Source organism: Paraburkholderia atlantica, assembly GCF_000092885.1.
GTDB classification, from domain to species: domain Bacteria; phylum Pseudomonadota; class Gammaproteobacteria; order Burkholderiales; family Burkholderiaceae; genus Paraburkholderia; species Paraburkholderia atlantica.
Map to the genome: position 1 here is coordinate 3,505,339 of NC_014117.1, position 13,602 is coordinate 3,518,940.

General features: G+C 62.7%; 16 protein-coding genes. 5 read left to right on the forward strand and 11 right to left on the reverse strand.

The features are described 5' to 3' along the window. Positions 1-9 precede the first annotated feature (9 nt). Positions 10-1,014, forward strand: a complete 1,005-nt coding sequence (gene araH / locus BC1002_RS15885) for an L-arabinose ABC transporter permease AraH (RefSeq protein ID WP_013091019.1) — start codon at positions 10-12, stop codon at positions 1,012-1,014. Positions 1,015-1,268: 254 nt separating this feature from the next. On the opposite strand, the gene sap1 is transcribed toward araH, so the two are convergent. Next, complete coding sequence (sap1, locus tag BC1002_RS15890; RefSeq protein WP_013091020.1) at positions 1,269-1,607, reverse strand: surface attachment protein Sap1; 339 nt, start codon at positions 1,605-1,607, stop codon at positions 1,269-1,271. Between the two features lie 494 nt (positions 1,608-2,101). Here sap1 and BC1002_RS15895 point away from each other — a divergent pair, with 494 nt between their 5' ends. Continuing rightward, positions 2,102-2,281 (forward strand): hypothetical protein, encoded by a 180-nt coding sequence (locus BC1002_RS15895; protein WP_013091021.1) that lies wholly within the window; start codon positions 2,102-2,104, stop codon positions 2,279-2,281. 204 nt (positions 2,282-2,485) lie between these two features. On the opposite strand, the gene BC1002_RS15900 is transcribed toward BC1002_RS15895, so the two are convergent. Together BC1002_RS15900 and BC1002_RS15905 are read right to left on the reverse strand one after the other, a co-directional pair. Continuing rightward, positions 2,486-2,911: an HIT family protein gene (locus BC1002_RS15900; RefSeq protein WP_013091022.1), complete on the reverse strand. Its 426-nt coding sequence runs from the start codon at positions 2,909-2,911 to the stop codon at positions 2,486-2,488. Positions 2,912-3,014: 103 nt separating this feature from the next. Continuing rightward, positions 3,015-3,950, reverse strand: coding sequence for a GlxA family transcriptional regulator (locus BC1002_RS15905; protein ID WP_013091023.1), 936 nt, complete (start codon positions 3,948-3,950; stop codon positions 3,015-3,017). Positions 3,951-4,125: 175 nt separating this feature from the next. Between BC1002_RS15905 and BC1002_RS15910 the strand changes: the two genes are divergently transcribed. Further along, positions 4,126-4,965 (forward strand): SDR family NAD(P)-dependent oxidoreductase, encoded by an 840-nt coding sequence (locus BC1002_RS15910; protein WP_013091024.1) that lies wholly within the window; start codon positions 4,126-4,128, stop codon positions 4,963-4,965. 34 nt (positions 4,966-4,999) lie between these two features. Here the strand turns inward: BC1002_RS15910 and BC1002_RS15915 are convergent, their stop codons facing one another. Then, positions 5,000-6,115 (reverse strand): diguanylate cyclase, encoded by a 1,116-nt coding sequence (locus BC1002_RS15915; protein ID WP_013091025.1) that lies wholly within the window; start codon positions 6,113-6,115, stop codon positions 5,000-5,002. A gap of 273 nt (positions 6,116-6,388) precedes the next feature. Here BC1002_RS15915 and BC1002_RS15920 point away from each other — a divergent pair, with 273 nt between their 5' ends. Beyond that, positions 6,389-6,718 carry a hypothetical protein gene (locus tag BC1002_RS15920; protein WP_013091026.1) on the forward strand — a complete coding sequence of 110 codons (330 nt, stop codon included), beginning with the start codon at positions 6,389-6,391 and terminating at the stop codon, positions 6,716-6,718. A 98-nt stretch (positions 6,719-6,816) separates the two neighbouring features. Here the strand turns inward: BC1002_RS15920 and BC1002_RS38450 are convergent, their stop codons facing one another. The 3 genes from BC1002_RS38450 to mnmE all read right to left on the reverse strand — a co-directional run bounded on the left by BC1002_RS38450 (position 6,817) and on the right by mnmE (position 9,992). Continuing rightward, positions 6,817-6,978: a hypothetical protein gene (locus BC1002_RS38450; RefSeq protein WP_013091027.1), complete on the reverse strand. Its 162-nt coding sequence runs from the start codon at positions 6,976-6,978 to the stop codon at positions 6,817-6,819. Positions 6,979-7,224: 246 nt separating this feature from the next. Further along, complete coding sequence (locus tag BC1002_RS15930; protein WP_013091028.1) at positions 7,225-8,415, reverse strand: tyrosine-type recombinase/integrase; 1,191 nt, start codon at positions 8,413-8,415, stop codon at positions 7,225-7,227. A gap of 182 nt (positions 8,416-8,597) precedes the next feature. After that, the gene (gene mnmE, locus BC1002_RS15935; RefSeq protein ID WP_013091029.1) at positions 8,598-9,992 is read right to left on the reverse strand and encodes a tRNA uridine-5-carboxymethylaminomethyl(34) synthesis GTPase MnmE; all 1,395 of its coding nucleotides are present in this window, start codon (positions 9,990-9,992) and stop codon (positions 8,598-8,600) included. Positions 9,993-10,372: 380 nt separating this feature from the next. Between mnmE and BC1002_RS15940 the strand changes: the two genes are divergently transcribed. After that, entirely contained in the window at positions 10,373-10,780 is a 408-nt protein-coding gene (locus tag BC1002_RS15940; RefSeq protein WP_013091030.1) for a transcriptional regulator, read from the forward strand. A 135-nt stretch (positions 10,781-10,915) separates the two neighbouring features. Here BC1002_RS15940 and yidC read toward each other — a convergent pair whose 3' ends face one another. From yidC to rpmH, 4 genes are all read right to left on the reverse strand, one after another. Next, complete coding sequence (gene yidC, locus BC1002_RS15945; protein ID WP_013091031.1) at positions 10,916-12,574, reverse strand: membrane protein insertase YidC; 1,659 nt, start codon at positions 12,572-12,574, stop codon at positions 10,916-10,918. Between the two features lie 30 nt (positions 12,575-12,604). Next, entirely contained in the window at positions 12,605-12,835 is a 231-nt protein-coding gene (gene yidD, locus BC1002_RS36315) for a membrane protein insertion efficiency factor YidD (RefSeq protein WP_013091032.1), read from the reverse strand. A 112-nt stretch (positions 12,836-12,947) separates the two neighbouring features. Continuing rightward, positions 12,948-13,427, reverse strand: coding sequence for a ribonuclease P protein component (rnpA, locus tag BC1002_RS15950; protein WP_013091033.1), 480 nt, complete (start codon positions 13,425-13,427; stop codon positions 12,948-12,950). A gap of 19 nt (positions 13,428-13,446) precedes the next feature. Beyond that, positions 13,447-13,581, reverse strand: a complete 135-nt coding sequence (rpmH, locus tag BC1002_RS15955) for a 50S ribosomal protein L34 (protein ID WP_004198824.1) — start codon at positions 13,579-13,581, stop codon at positions 13,447-13,449. Between the last annotated feature and the right edge of the window lie 21 nt (positions 13,582-13,602).

The window sequence follows — 13,602 nt, forward strand, 5'->3', positions numbered from 1 at the left end:
ACAGACATCATGAGCATACCTTCGACCGATTCCTCGACCCCCGCCGTCGCCTCCGCCGGTTTGACCGCGCGTGCCGCGCGCACCTGGGACCTGATCAACAAATCCGGCATCGTGATGGTGTTCGTCATCCTGTTCGCGGTGCTGTCGTTCACGGTCCCCGGCTTTCTGAGCTCGCGCAATATCCAGGGCCTGCTGTTGTCGGTCACGCTGATCGGCTCGATCTCCGTCACCATGATGTTCGTGCTCGCGCTCGGCGAGGTGGACCTGTCGGTCGCGTCGATCGTCGCGTTTTCCGGCGTGGTGGCCTCCGTGCTGATTACCGCGACGCATAGCGTGTTCGTCGGCGTCGCGGCCGGCGTGCTTGCGGGCGGCGCGGTCGGACTCGTCAACGGCACGCTGGTCGCGCGCTACAAGATCAACTCGCTGATCGTCACGCTCGCGATGATGGAGGTCGTGCGTGGCCTCGCCTACATCACCTCGAACGGCGACGCGGTGATGATCTCCGAGGAGCGCTTCTTCGATCTCGGCGGCGGCTCGTTCCTCGGCATTTCTTATCCGATCTGGAGCAACATCATCGGCTTCGTGCTGTTCGGCTTCCTGCTGAAGAAGACAGTGTTCGGCAAGAACGTGCTGGCCGTCGGCGGCAATAGCGAAGCAGCCGTGCTGGCCGGGCTGCCGGTCACGCGGATCAAGATCACGGTTTTCGTGCTGCAGGGGCTCGTGACCGGCTTTGCGGGCGTGATGCTCGCGTCGCGCATGAGCCTCGGCGATCCGAAGACGTCGGTCGGGCTCGAACTCGGCGTGATTTCCGCGTGCGTGCTCGGCGGCGTATCGCTGACAGGCGGTGTCGCGACCATCTCCGGCGTGCTGGTCGGCGTGCTGATCATGGGCTCTGTGCAGGACGCCATGAGCCTGCTTAACGTGCCGACGTTCTATCAGTACCTGATCCGCGGCGGCATCCTGCTGCTCGCGGTATTGTTCGACCAGTTCCGCCGCAGCAAGCGCGTGCACTGACGCGCCGGTTGCAGGTGGCCGGTTTCCTGCGCTTTGCGAGAAGGCGTACTGCCGATGCGGGTCGATAAAACCCGCATCGGCTTTTTTATTGCACGTGAAGCCTGGCGGTATAAAAAGAAATAAAAAAAACGGCTTGGCATCCGAATGCCCAAGCCGTCCTTTTTTAGCTCACGCGTTCACGCCTGCGACTTTAAAGCCGCAGTTGATACGCATGCGACCGTATTCCGGCTTTTGCCGGAATACCGGTGTTGTACTTATTGCTTGATAAATCGGTCGTTTGCCCAGAGTCCCTCGGTGTCGCTATTGGCTGCATTCACGAACTCGACGTCGTGGCCGACCACGCGCACCACCCGGAAACTCGAGTCGGTCGGTGTCGATACGCATTGATATCCGGAGAAGAATTCCTGCATCTGCTGCTGCTCACCGGCTTGCGCGTGGTGATCGACGGCATCGAGCTTGTCCTTCGATACGCAGCCGTACGCATTGGCCTTGAATTGGATAGTTTGCTGCGGCTTGATCACGACGTCTTGCGCCTGAACGCTAGCGGCAGCCAAACCCGCGATGGCGAAAACAACGGCAATTCGAGTTTTCATTTATTCCTCCGGGGCGGGCCGAAAAAATACTCGGTTAGCTATGTATTTAACTTTAACGGTGAACACACAGCTTGTACTCTAGGAGAATCAGTAAGAACGACAAGCACATCTTGTGTGCGGTCGCAACAGTGGCGAATTGTCGCACCCGCTGTGGTGGCTGATTAAGGCTTGCGGAGCCGTCTGATCGAATGGCAATGAAATGAATAACTAAAAGCCCTAGCTCACTCATCGCTTTAACTGATAAAGCTTTGCGCGCGTATTCGCGTAAACGCGTAGCGCCAATTAAGCGAGCTAATACAATTTAATCCACCCGTTTGTGCATCGCACACAAAGTCATCCGGCAGGCAAAAGGCGTTACGTGCAACAACGCGGCAAGTGCTGAAAATAAACAGTGCCAGCCGCCGCTCGCGAGCTTTCGTAAAGCGCCTGCAACGGCATGCGGGTACAGGCGGTGCTCTACAATTGAAACAAATCTCCTGCACCTGGAGGCTATCGTGAACGAGCACGTGATACTCGGGATTTTTCTGGTCGTGCCGCTGCTGATCGTGATGTTTCTTTTTTCCGACGAGCTGTGGCAGGAGCATCGCGACCTGCATGACGGACGGCCGTTGTCAGCGCGCCCCCGACGCATCGACTGGCGCCATCCGCTCCGCCGTTCTCGCGATCGGTCCTGAGATTGCGAAACGGGTCCACCAAGAAAAAAGCCTGCCACAGGGGCAGGCTGAAAAAAGAGATCCACACTCAATGCCTTGAACGCAAGGCAATAGCAGTCTAGTCGCGACACGCCGAGCGGTGGTTTCAACGGTTTTTACAGTTGTTACCGCACGTGACCGTGATGCTGGGCGCGGCGTTGTGTCGGCAGGCCCACGCGTCGCGCTTCAATGGGCGCGCCAGTGCGCGCGAATCCGTTTGGCGAGCGCTTCAAGTGTGTCGGCGTCGGCGACCTCGCGCGCATGCAGCTTCAGCGGCTGACCTTCCCAGCGCGGAATCACATGGAAATGGACATGCGGCACCGTCTGTCCCGCCGCCGCGCCATTGAACTGGCCGATGAACACGCCGTCCGGACGCAGCGCCGCGCGTACCGCGATCGCGAGCTTTTGCGCCATGCGCGCCGACGCGACGAGCGCCGCATCCGACAGATCGAAAATCTCCGCGACCGCTTCCTTCGGCACGACGAGCAGATGACCGTCGGCTTGCGGCATCAAGTCCATGAAAGCCAGCGCCTGGTCGTTTTCGGCCACCTTGATGCATGGTAGTTCGCCGCGCAAGATTTTGGCGAACGGGTTGCTGTCGTTGTAGCTCATCGCGTTTCCTTTCGTTTGGTCTGGTTTCGATTCGTGGGCCGAGCGGGACACTGCTGTTTCGCGCAGCTTTGCATCGCGGGTTGCCTATTTTCCACCCGAATGCTTACGGCACGCGTGCGGCGCGCCGGATCGCTTGAGGCGGCTGGCCGAACGCGCGCAAAAACGCGCGCCGCATCCGCTCGGGGTCGATGAAGCCAGTGTCGGCTGCGACCGTTTCGATCGAATGACGGCCGGTTTCGAGCATCGTGCGGGCCGCTTCGACGCGCAGCGCCTCGATCGCTCGGGCCGGCGACTGGCGTGTCTCGTCGCGGAACGCGCGGCTGAACTGGCGCGGGCTCAGATGCGCGACCTCGGCGAGCTGTTCGACGCTCAGCGGCTCGTGCAGATGACTCTTCGCATACGACAGCGCATTCTGAATCCGATCGGACTTCGGCTCGAGATCGAGCATCGCCGAGTACTGCGATTGCCCGCCGGTGCGGCGGTGATAGACGACGAGCTTCTTCGCGATCGCGCGCGACACCGCGACGCCGAGGTCGTTCTCGACCAGCGCGAGGCACAGATCGATGCACGCGGTCATGCCGGCCGAGGTCCACACCGAGCCGTCGACGATGAAGATGCGGTCCTCGTCGACCCGCGCGCGCGGAAAGCGCCGCTGCAGATCGCGGGCATGCGCCCAGTGCGTGGTCGCGTGGCGGCCGTCGAGGATGCCCGCTTCGGCGAGCACGAACGCGCCGGTGCAGATGCTCGCGGTGCGGCGCGAGGCGGCGAGGGCGTCGTTCAGAAACGCGAGCAGCCCCGGCGACGACGGCGCGATTTCCATTGCGCCGGTGACGATCACCGTGTCGTAGGCGGGATCGCCGAACGGCCGCGTCGCGACCTCGACGCCCGCCGAACTGCGCACCATGCCGCCGTGCTCGGAGATCAGCGCGACATCGTATGCGGGCTCGTCGGTGTCCTGATTGGCGAGTTCGAAAATCGATACGGCGACCATGTCGAGGATCTGGAAGCCCGGAAACACCACTACGCCGATGCGTTTCATCTGCGATGTCCTGAAACGAGGGAAATACGACATTTGAGACAAAACGGTACGCGCCTAAACTCACTCCGTCAACACTGCCGCATCAGCGCGAAAGCCGCGATGCAGCGAGTTCACGGATGTTCCCATTCATCGGACAGGGCGGTCGCATCAGGCGCAGCCCGCAAGGAGAGTTTCAATGGCAACGCAGGCAGACAAGGGCGTACAAGGCGATTCCAACGAAGGCAAGGGCACGGCGGTGGTCACGGGCGCATCGTCGGGTATCGGCGCGGTCTATGCGGACCGGCTCGCGCGACGCGGCTACGATCTGCTGCTGATCGCGCGCGACGGCGCGCGCCTCGGCAGCCTCGCCGATCGGCTGACGAAGGAGACCGGCCGGCGCGTGAGGACCGTCAGCGCAGATCTGACCGACAAGGCCGACGTGCGGCGCATCGAGAACCAGTTGCGCGCCGAGCGCGGCATCACGATGCTGGTCAACAACGCGGGCGTCGGCGCGACCGCGACACTGCTCGATTCCGACATCGATGAACTCGAGAAGATGATCGATCTGAACGTGACCTCGCTCACGCGCCTGACGGCGGCAGTGTTGCCGGGTTTCATCGCGCGTGGCGCGGGCACGGTGATCAATATCTCGTCGATCGTCGCGCTGTCACCGGAATTGCTGAACGGCACCTATAGCGGCACCAAGGCGTACGTGCTGAACCTCACGCAGTCGCTGCATCACGAGGTGGGCGGCAAGGGCGTGCGGCTGCAGGCGGTGTTGCCGGGCGCGACGAGCACGGCGTTCTGGGATCGCGCGGGTCTCGCGGTCGAGAACCTGCCTTCGCAGATCGTGATGAGCGCCGAGGACATGGTCGACGCGGCGCTGGCCGGTCTCGACCAGGGTGAGCTGGTGACGATCCCGTCGCTGCCCGATGCCGCCGACTGGGAGCGTCTGAACAGCGCGCGTCTGCATCTGCAGCCGAATCTGTCGCGCAGCGCGCCGGCCGAGCGCTATACGCGCGCCTTGGCGGCGTGAAATAGCGGGTGGTGGGGGTGGGGCGCCGCAAGACTCAGCCGCTCACCGCCACATGATTCTTACCGTCGTGTTTCGCGCGATACAGGCCGACACTGGCGGCCTCGATCAGCGTCGGGACCGGTTCGGCCGCCGACGGCACCATCAGCGCCGCGCCGATGCTGATCGTGACGACGCCCTCGGCCGAGCCCGCATGGGTGATCGCGAGGTCTTCGACCGCGATGCGGATTTTCTCCGCGAGCAACCGCAACCCGCCCGCCGACGTGCCCGGCACGACCACCGCGAACTCCTCGCCGCCGAAGCGCGCGGCGAGATCCGGTGAATGGCGGAGGCACGCTTCGATCGTATGCGCGACGCTCTTCAGCACTTCGTCGCCGGCGACGTGCCCGTAGGTGTCGTTGTAGGCCTTGAAGTTGTCGACGTCGATCATCAGGAGGCCGAGGCCGGTGTTGTCGCGCGTGCCGCGGCGCCATTCGTCGGCCAGATGCTGGTCCAGGTAGCGGCGGTTCGACAGGCCGGTGAGACCGTCCGAATGCGTGAGCCGCTGCAACTCCAGATTCGTCGCCAGCAGTTGCTGCTGTGACTGCCGCAGCGCGCGGTACGCCTCGTCGCGTTGCCGCAAATTCAGATACGAGCGCGAGTGATAGCGGAGGCGCGCAATCAGCTCGATGCGATCCGGCAGTTTCACGAGGTAATCGTTCGAGCCGGCCGCGAACGCTGCGCTTTTGACGAGCGGCTCTTCCCTGGTCGACAGCGCGATGATCGGAATGTCCCGCGTGGCCGGATTCAGCCGGTATTGCTGCACCAGCGTCAGACCGTCGGTGCCCGGCATCGCGAGATCTTGCAGGATCACCGTCGCGCGCGTTTCCTCGGCGCAGCGCACCGCGTCTTCCCATGATGCGCAGTAGTGGAAGTCCACCCCCGGCTCGTCGGCGAGCGCCTCGCGCACCCCGTCGGCGATGGCCGCCTGGTCGTCGACCAGCAGCACCATGATCGGGCACTCGGCCGCCGGCGGGACAGCGAGGATGCGCGCGAGCGAGTCGTCGATGGCAAGCCCGGGCGCATTCTCCGCGACGAGCGCGTGTGCCTGCGCCTGTGCTTCGCCTGCGGGATGCAGCGTTGCGGCGTTCTGATGCGGTTTAGACGTGTCCATGCGGTTCAGCCCGAATGAAGGTCAGGAAAGGCACATGAGGTTGCGGGGAGGGGAGGCGCCCATTGACCACTTCCATTGGTCAGATAATAGTCGCCGCCAGGAACAAGACCAGCACGGCAATCGTCCTCGCTGTAGCCGCGCAATGCGATGCGTAGGCTGACGCATCCGACGTTATGCGTCTGTTACAGAGTTAATGTCCGGTTACCAACTGCAGCATCTATTTCCGCCCGCGCCAGCGACAATTCGTCCATGCCTGAACGGCGGGAGCTCAATATGAAGAAGATCGCAGTGGCGTTGGTAATGGCGGGTAGTTTGACGGTGGCGGGCCAGGCGTCCGCACACGGACACGGCGGCGACGTGGTGGGTGCGCTGATCGGCGGCGCGGTGCTGGGCGCGGTGGTTAGCTCGGTGTTGACGCCGGCGCCGGTGGTCGCGTATCCGCAGCCGGTCTATGCGGAGCCCGCGTATCAGCCCGCGCCGGCCTATGTGGCACCGCCGCCCGGATATTGCTATGACCAGTATCAGCGCGCCTACGTCGCGTGCGGCGCACCGCCACCCGGACAGTACGGCTATGCACAACCGCAACCCGAGCCGCAGTGGTGAACGCGGCAAGGCTCTGATGCGGAGATGATTCAGACTAACCACGCGCAGACAAAAAAGGCCGTCGCTCAATGCGACGGCCTTTTCATTTGAGGCACGCCTTAATGCTTGTGATGCAGCCACTCCGCGTAATGCGTGTCGAGCCAGCGCTCCAGCTTGGGCGGTTTGGATGGGTCGCGGTGACGCGACATCATCCAGATGGCAACGCCGACCACCAGCATGACGGCAGGCCCCATCAGATAGGCGAGCATTGATTCAGGCATCGGAACCTCCGTATCGACTTGCATCCGTCTATCAGTTTAGGCGAAGGAAGCGGGGAAAGAACGACGATGTGAAACGGTCGCAAGGAGCGGAAAAGGGCGCATTTTCGCCCAGTTTGGAAACCTCGTTTTTTATGATTCTTTCCTTTATTTGATTGGGTTTGGGACGAGGTCGCCTCGGCCTGTGTACCATCCCGTTTCCGGCATGACAGCAAGCGTCACATCACGCCAAAACCCATGACAATGCCGTCAAGCCGTCCTGGCCACAGTCTGCCGTGCGAGTTCCATCTGGCTATCGACAAAGTCCGCCCAACTCTGAAGCGTGCGACGGTCCCGCGCCGCTTCGTCGGTTGCTTCACGATTCGTGATGTCGGCCCCCGCGGCTGATTGCTGCTCCATGTCGCGCAAATGCGTGGACGCGGTGCGACGAAAGTCATGCAGCACGAAATGCTCCACGTCGAGCCCCAATGCTTTGACCGCCTGGTTCAGCGTGCTTTTCGCGATCGGCCGATCGTCGCCTCTGACGCTCGGGAACACGAACGTCTCGCTGGTGCGCGCGCGCTGCAACTCACGCAGCAGCGCAACCGCCTGACGCGCCAGACGGACGATGCGGTCCTCGCGCGCGTTTACGCGCGCAGCGGGGATCGTCCACAGCGCGTTGTCGAGATCGAACTCGGCCCATCTGGATTCGATGAGGTCCGATTTGCGCGCCATAGTCAGCACCAGCAGATGCAGCGCTAGCTTAAGCGGGCGGCGGATATTCGACGTGTCGATCGTGCGCAGCATGACACCGATCTCGGCGCCGGACAGCACGCGGGTGCGGCTGTCGAAGGTCGCGATCGAGCGCGCCGGCACGACTTCCGCTGGGTTGCTGGTCGCGAGCTGACGTGCGATCAGGTATGCGTACAGGCGCTTCACGACGTTGCGCGTGTGCAGCGCCATTTTCGGCGCGCCGCGGCTTTTGATGCGCTCGCAGATCGCGACGACGTCGTCGGCGGTGACTGCGCCGATCGGCTTGTTGCCGATCGCGGGCAGCACGTCCTTGTCGAGCGCGCGCCGCGTAGTGCGGCGATATTCGTCCGACTTGCCGGCCAGCGCCGTCGTGACATAAAGCTCGGCGGCTTCGCGCAGCACATCGGCCTTGCTCTCGGCGCCACGATCGCGCCGCGCGGTCGCGACCGGCGAGATGCCCTGCGCGACGAGTGCCGCGTACCTCTGGGCCTTCGCGCGCGCGACGCGCAGCGAAATCATCCGGTAATCGCCGATCGTCGCGAGTGGCTGACGCTTGCCATTCAACGTATAGCGGAAGCGCCAGATCTTGGTGCCGGTCGTCATCACTTCGATCACGAGACCGTTGCCGTCGGCGACGCAGTAGCGAGTCGCGCGCGGTTCGAGCGCGCGGATCTCGGATTCGGTGAGCGGGGTGGCGAGGCGAGGCATGCTTTGGGCGCTGTACGTTTAGATTCGGACAGCGGGGATTTTAACTTTTGCCGCGGCTGTGTACCAAAAATTCGCTTGGTTTTTGGCCTACCGAGCGTGGTTTTCGATTGCGAAGCAGCGGCCCCTATCCGACCGCAAGACGCTATAGAGCGTTGGGATTGCGCCGACGCGCAATCCCGGCGTTACTTGCCAATACAGAACCGGCTGAAAATCACTCCGAGCAGATCGTCCGAACTGAACTCACCTGTGATCGAATTCAACTGATCCTGCGCGAGCCGCAATTCCTCGGCGAACAAATCTAGCGCCTGCGCGTTCTGCTCCGCATGCGCGGCGGCGGTCGCCAGATGCTCGTCGGCAGCGCGTAATGCGATCAAATGCCGCTCGCGCGCGAGATAGACGCTCTCCGCGCCAGCCTGCCACCCGGCAATCCGCAGCAGTTCGTCGCGCAGCAACGCGACGCCGTCACCCTGCTTCGCCGACAGCCGCACCTCGCTGAGTTCGAGATCGGCGTCGAGTGCCTGCGTCGCGGGCGCGAGTCCGGTCAGGTCGGTCTTGTTCAACACGCGCACGACCGGCACGCCGCGCGGAAAGCGTCCGGCGATCGTTTCGTCGTCGGTCGTCATGCCGGCGCGCGCATCGAGCAGATGCAGCACCACGTCCGCGCGCTCGATCTCGCCCCACGTGCGCTCGATGCCGATCTTCTCGACCTCGTCCTCGGTGTCGCGCAGGCCCGCCGTGTCGATCACGTGGAGCGGGATGCCTTCGATCTGGATCGTCTGCGCGACCTTGTCGCGCGTCGTGCCGGCGATCGGCGTGACGATCGCGAGTTCGGCGCCAGCGAGCGCATTCAGCAGCGACGATTTGCCAACGTTCGGCTGCCCCGCCAGCACGACCGATAAACCCTCGCGCAGCAACGCCCCTTGGCGCGCCTCGCTCAGCACATGCGCGAGACGCTCGCGAATGCGCGCAAGTTTGCCGCGCGCGTCGGCGGCTTCGAGAAAGTCGATTTCCTCTTCCGGGAAGTCGAGCGTCGCTTCGACCAGCATCCGCAGTGTGATCACTTCTTCGACCAGCGCGTGGATGTCGCGCGAGAACGCGCCGTCGAGCGAGCGGCCGGCCGAACGCGCGGCCGCCTCGGTGCTCGCCTCGATCAAATCGGCGACGGCTTCGGCCTGCGCGAGGTCGAGCTTGTCGTTCAGAAACGCGCGACGCGTGAATTCGCCCGGCTCGGCGAGCCGCAGACCGAACGCGCGGCCGGCGTCGATGCAGCGCTGCAGGACCAACTGCAGCACGACCGGGCCCCCATGGCCCTGCAGTTCGAGCACGTGCTCGCCGGTGTACGAATGCGGCGCCGGAAAGTACAACGCGATGCCGCGATCGAGCGGATTGCCGCTCGCGTCGAGAAACGGTACATAGCTCGCGTGACGCGCAGTGAGCGTCTGGCCGGTGAGCGCCTGCATCAACGGCTGGGCCGCCGCCGCGCCGGCGCGGCCGAACGAAATCCGCACGACGCCGATGCCTCCCCGGCCGGGCGCGGTAGCAATGGCAACGATGGGGTCGGAGTCGGTCGTGAGCATGTGAGATCGGCGAAACGGGAGGGGAAGGGCAGTGCCGTGTTGGTCGAGTCGGCGCGAGGCATTGTAACGCGCGCGCTTCGGACGAAAGGGCTCGCGGCAAGGACGCGAGGCGGAAGACGTGCCTGTTCGCGCTATCGTTTGAACATCTCAGATTTATCCCAAGTAAGCTAGGATAATTATCGCGATACTTAAGAAAAATTGAGACTCGGCAGCAGCTGTAGTTCAGGCAAAGCCAAGCCTGGCAATAAAGAGATGAAAAAAATCGAATTCGCGCAACGCTTTATCGGGCGCACACTGCAAGCTAAAACTATCTCAAATAAGGGAAAACAAAGCTTGGTCGGTTGTCAACTGGTTGAACGCTGAATTGCACAATCTGGCCCATGCCGACCGACAAAGAAAAAGCCGCCTTCGCCAAGAGGCTCAAGGATCTGCTCGAGCCGCTGAAGATCCGCGGCGGGACCAAACTCGCCGAGCAATTTAATCTTCGCTATCACGGCGAGCGTCCCGTGACACCCCAAACCGCGCACAAATGGCTGACGGGCACGACGATTCCGAAGCCGGACAAGTTGCGCACGCTCGCCGAATGGTTGAACGTCAACGAGCACTGGCTTCATTACGGACCACCGCCCGGCGCTAGTACACGACCGATGGCACGTGGCGAAAAGTATCCACCGACGCCCGAAACGATCGAACTCGCTTCGAAGATTGCATCGTTGACACCGAAGGATCGGAATCTGGTCGAGGAAATGATCGTGCGCTTTTACGGCGAAGATTCCGACGAAGAGTGAACCCCGAAACCTAAGCGCAACCGCCCGTCGCATTTCATCGACAGCACAATAAAAAAACCGCCCGGTTCACACCGGGCGGTTTTTCGTTTTCAGCTTTGCGTCGCGGCGGCCATGCAGCCGCCGCGGGACGGAACATCAGGCCGGCTTCGCCTTCGAGGCACCCATCATCCGCGTGATGTAGTACTGCTGCGCGATCGACAGCACGTTGTTCACGACGTAGTACAGCACCAGACCCGCGGGGAAGAAGAAAAACATCACCGAGAACGCGATCGGCATGAACATCATCATCTTCGCCTGAACCGGGTCCGGCGGCGTCGGGTTCAGCTTGGTCTGCAGGAACATCGACACGGCCATCAGCACCGGCAGGATGAAGTACGGGTCCTGTTGCGACAGATCCTGAATCCACCAAATCCACGGCGCGCCGCGCATTTCCACCGACGACAGCAGCACCCAGTACAGCGAGATGAACACCGGAATCTGGATCACGACCGGCAGACAGCCGCCGAACGGATTGACCTTCTCGGTCTTGTACAGCTCCATCAGCGCCGCGTTCATCTTCTGCGGATCGCCCTTGAAGCGTTCGCGCAGCGCCTGCATGCGCGGCGTGATCGCCTTCATGCGCGCCATCGACTTGTAGCTCGCGGCCGACAGCGGGAAGAACACCGCCTTGATCAGCAGCGTGAGCAGCACGATCGACCAGCCCCAGTTGCCGACATAGCTGTGGATCTTCGACAGCAGCCAGAACAGCGGCTTAGCGATGATCGTGACCCAACCGTAGTCCTTCACCAGATCGAGGCCCGGCGCGATGCCCGCGAGCATCTGCTCTTCTTCCGGACCGGCGAACAGACGCGCGGACACGCTGACGGTCTGGCCCGGCTGGATGGTCGGCATTGCCTGCTTCATGCCGACGCGATACAGCGACGGATCGATCTTCTCGGCGTAGAAGTCACGCTTCACGCCTTCCTGCGGAATCCAGGCCGACGCGAAGTAGTGCTGGACCATCGCAACCCAACCGTCGTTGGCCGACGTCGCGAAGTCCTGCTTGTTCTTGTCGAGATCGCCGAACGTCATCTTCTGGAAGTGATGTTCGTTCGTGTAAACAGCCGGTCCGATGAACGTGTGCGAGAAGCGCGGCGTTTCGACCGGCTGATCGTCGCGCACGAGTTCCATATAGACCTGCGGCGTCACCGGCGCGGTGCCGACGTTCTGAACCTTCGTCTCGACGCCGATCACGTAGCTGCCGCGCGTGAACGTATACGTCTTGATGACCCGGAGGCCGCCCTTTTCCGGCGACTCGAAGCTCATCTGGAACGAGTTCTGACCGTCAGCCAGGTGGGTAGGCTGATTCGGCATCAGCGTGAAGACGTCGTTGTGATTCGGGAAGTCACCGCCGAGCAGGCCGGTGCGCGCCAGATACGTGTGGCTGTTCGTCTTGTCGAACAGTGTGATCACGAGATCCGGCTGCTTGCCGTCGCCCTGCTTGATGAGCGACAGGCGCGACAGTGTGCCGCCGCGGGTGTCGATTTCGCCGGTGTAGACGTCTGTGCCGAACTTCACGAGTTGCGATTGCTCGGCCGCCGGCGCGTTGCCGGGGGCGGCCGCGTTAGTGGCCGGCAGATCGGCCGGCTGGGTACCCGGCGTCGTTGTGCCCGGCGCGGCAGTGCCGGCGGTCTGGGTCGGCGTCGTGCTCGGGAAGAACATCGACGGGCGTCCGTGGTCGCGTTGCCAGTTGTCGAACAGCATGACAGCTGACATAAAAAAGATGACCCATAGGACGGTGCGTTTGATATCCATGCGTTGTCTCAGTGTCGATGGAACGGCGCGTCAGCGCTTTTCAGAAGTGGGTGGCGGGACGAGATCGATGCCGCCCGCGGAAAACGGGTGGCAGCGGCAAACACGCCTCACGGCGAGATAAGTCCCGCGCGCGGCGCCATGATACTGGATTGCCTCGCGCGCGTAATCAGAGCAGGAAGGGTAAAAACGGCACCGGTTGCCGAGCATGGGGCTCACGGCAAGCTTGTAAAAACGCAATAAAGCGAGAAGTACCGTTTGCATGGCAGGTGCGGCCGTACGGCGCCGCGCAACGTGAAGTACCGGGCGACGCCTGCGCCGCGAAGCTGCCGGCGTAACGCCCGTTGCAGCGACCTTATTGTGGGCGGTCACTGCGTCATTCCGTCCTGGGCGCCTCCGCGGGCGGCGCCTGACGACGGGTAATTTCGCGCGCTGCCTTGTCGAGCAACGCCTCGATTTCGCTGCGGCACAGCGCCTTTAACGGCGACGACGACGCGCTCGGCAAAGCTTTTTTGTCGAAACGCGTGTGTAGACGCAGCAGCACATCCCAACCGCCGAATTCCGCGCGACGCAGTCGGAAGGCTTCACGCGCGATCCGACGCACCAGATTACGCGTGGCTGCGCGCGGCGCATACTTCTTGCCGATCACGAGGCCAAGACGCGCCTCGTTGCCGGTGGGCCGGCCGTACACGACGAAGTGCGCGGTACGGCGCCACGGCCGCAAACGAAAAACGGATGAAAATTCATCCGTTTTTAGCAGCCTTGCGGCTTTGGGGAAGGCGGCTTGCGCTCGCAACGGAACCGAGCCCGGTTGCTGCGCCCCGGCCGCTCCCGCTTCGCCGCAGGCTTCGGTCACAGCGCGCAATCCGCTTGCCTTAGATCGCGAGGCGCTTGCGGCCCTTTGCGCGACGTGCGTTGATGACCTTGCGGCCGCCAGCGGTCTTCATGCGAACGCGGAAGCCATGGGTGCGCTTGCGACGGGTAACGGAAGGTTGGTAAGTACGTTTCATGTTGCTCTCACTTGATCGAAA

What these genes read in the sequence shown, in the direction of transcription:
- araH (WP_013091019.1), top strand. Translation starts at nt 10, where the DNA reads ATGAGCATACCTTCGACCGATTCCTCGACCCCCGCCGTCGCCTCCGCC.
- BC1002_RS15905 (WP_013091023.1), bottom strand. Translation starts at nt 3,950, where the DNA reads ATGAAACGCATCGGCGTAGTGGTGTTTCCGGGCTTCCAGATCCTCGAC.
- mnmE (WP_013091029.1), bottom strand. Translation starts at nt 9,992, where the DNA reads ATGCTCACGACCGACTCCGACCCCATCGTTGCCATTGCTACCGCGCCC.
- BC1002_RS15915 (WP_013091025.1), bottom strand. Translation starts at nt 6,115, where the DNA reads ATGGACACGTCTAAACCGCATCAGAACGCCGCAACGCTGCATCCCGCA.
- BC1002_RS15900 (WP_013091022.1), bottom strand. Translation starts at nt 2,911, where the DNA reads ATGAGCTACAACGACAGCAACCCGTTCGCCAAAATCTTGCGCGGCGAA.
- yidD (WP_013091032.1), bottom strand. Translation starts at nt 12,835, where the DNA reads ATGCAAACGGTACTTCTCGCTTTATTGCGTTTTTACAAGCTTGCCGTG.
- BC1002_RS15910 (WP_013091024.1), top strand. Translation starts at nt 4,126, where the DNA reads ATGGCAACGCAGGCAGACAAGGGCGTACAAGGCGATTCCAACGAAGGC.
- sap1 (WP_013091020.1), bottom strand. Translation starts at nt 1,607, where the DNA reads ATGAAAACTCGAATTGCCGTTGTTTTCGCCATCGCGGGTTTGGCTGCC.
- yidC (WP_013091031.1), bottom strand. Translation starts at nt 12,574, where the DNA reads ATGGATATCAAACGCACCGTCCTATGGGTCATCTTTTTTATGTCAGCT.
- BC1002_RS38450 (WP_013091027.1), bottom strand. Translation starts at nt 6,978, where the DNA reads ATGCCTGAATCAATGCTCGCCTATCTGATGGGGCCTGCCGTCATGCTG.
- BC1002_RS15940 (WP_013091030.1), top strand. Translation starts at nt 10,373, where the DNA reads ATGCCGACCGACAAAGAAAAAGCCGCCTTCGCCAAGAGGCTCAAGGAT.
- rpmH (WP_004198824.1), bottom strand. Translation starts at nt 13,581, where the DNA reads ATGAAACGTACTTACCAACCTTCCGTTACCCGTCGCAAGCGCACCCAT.
- BC1002_RS15920 (WP_013091026.1), top strand. Translation starts at nt 6,389, where the DNA reads ATGAAGAAGATCGCAGTGGCGTTGGTAATGGCGGGTAGTTTGACGGTG.
- BC1002_RS15930 (WP_013091028.1), bottom strand. Translation starts at nt 8,415, where the DNA reads ATGCCTCGCCTCGCCACCCCGCTCACCGAATCCGAGATCCGCGCGCTC.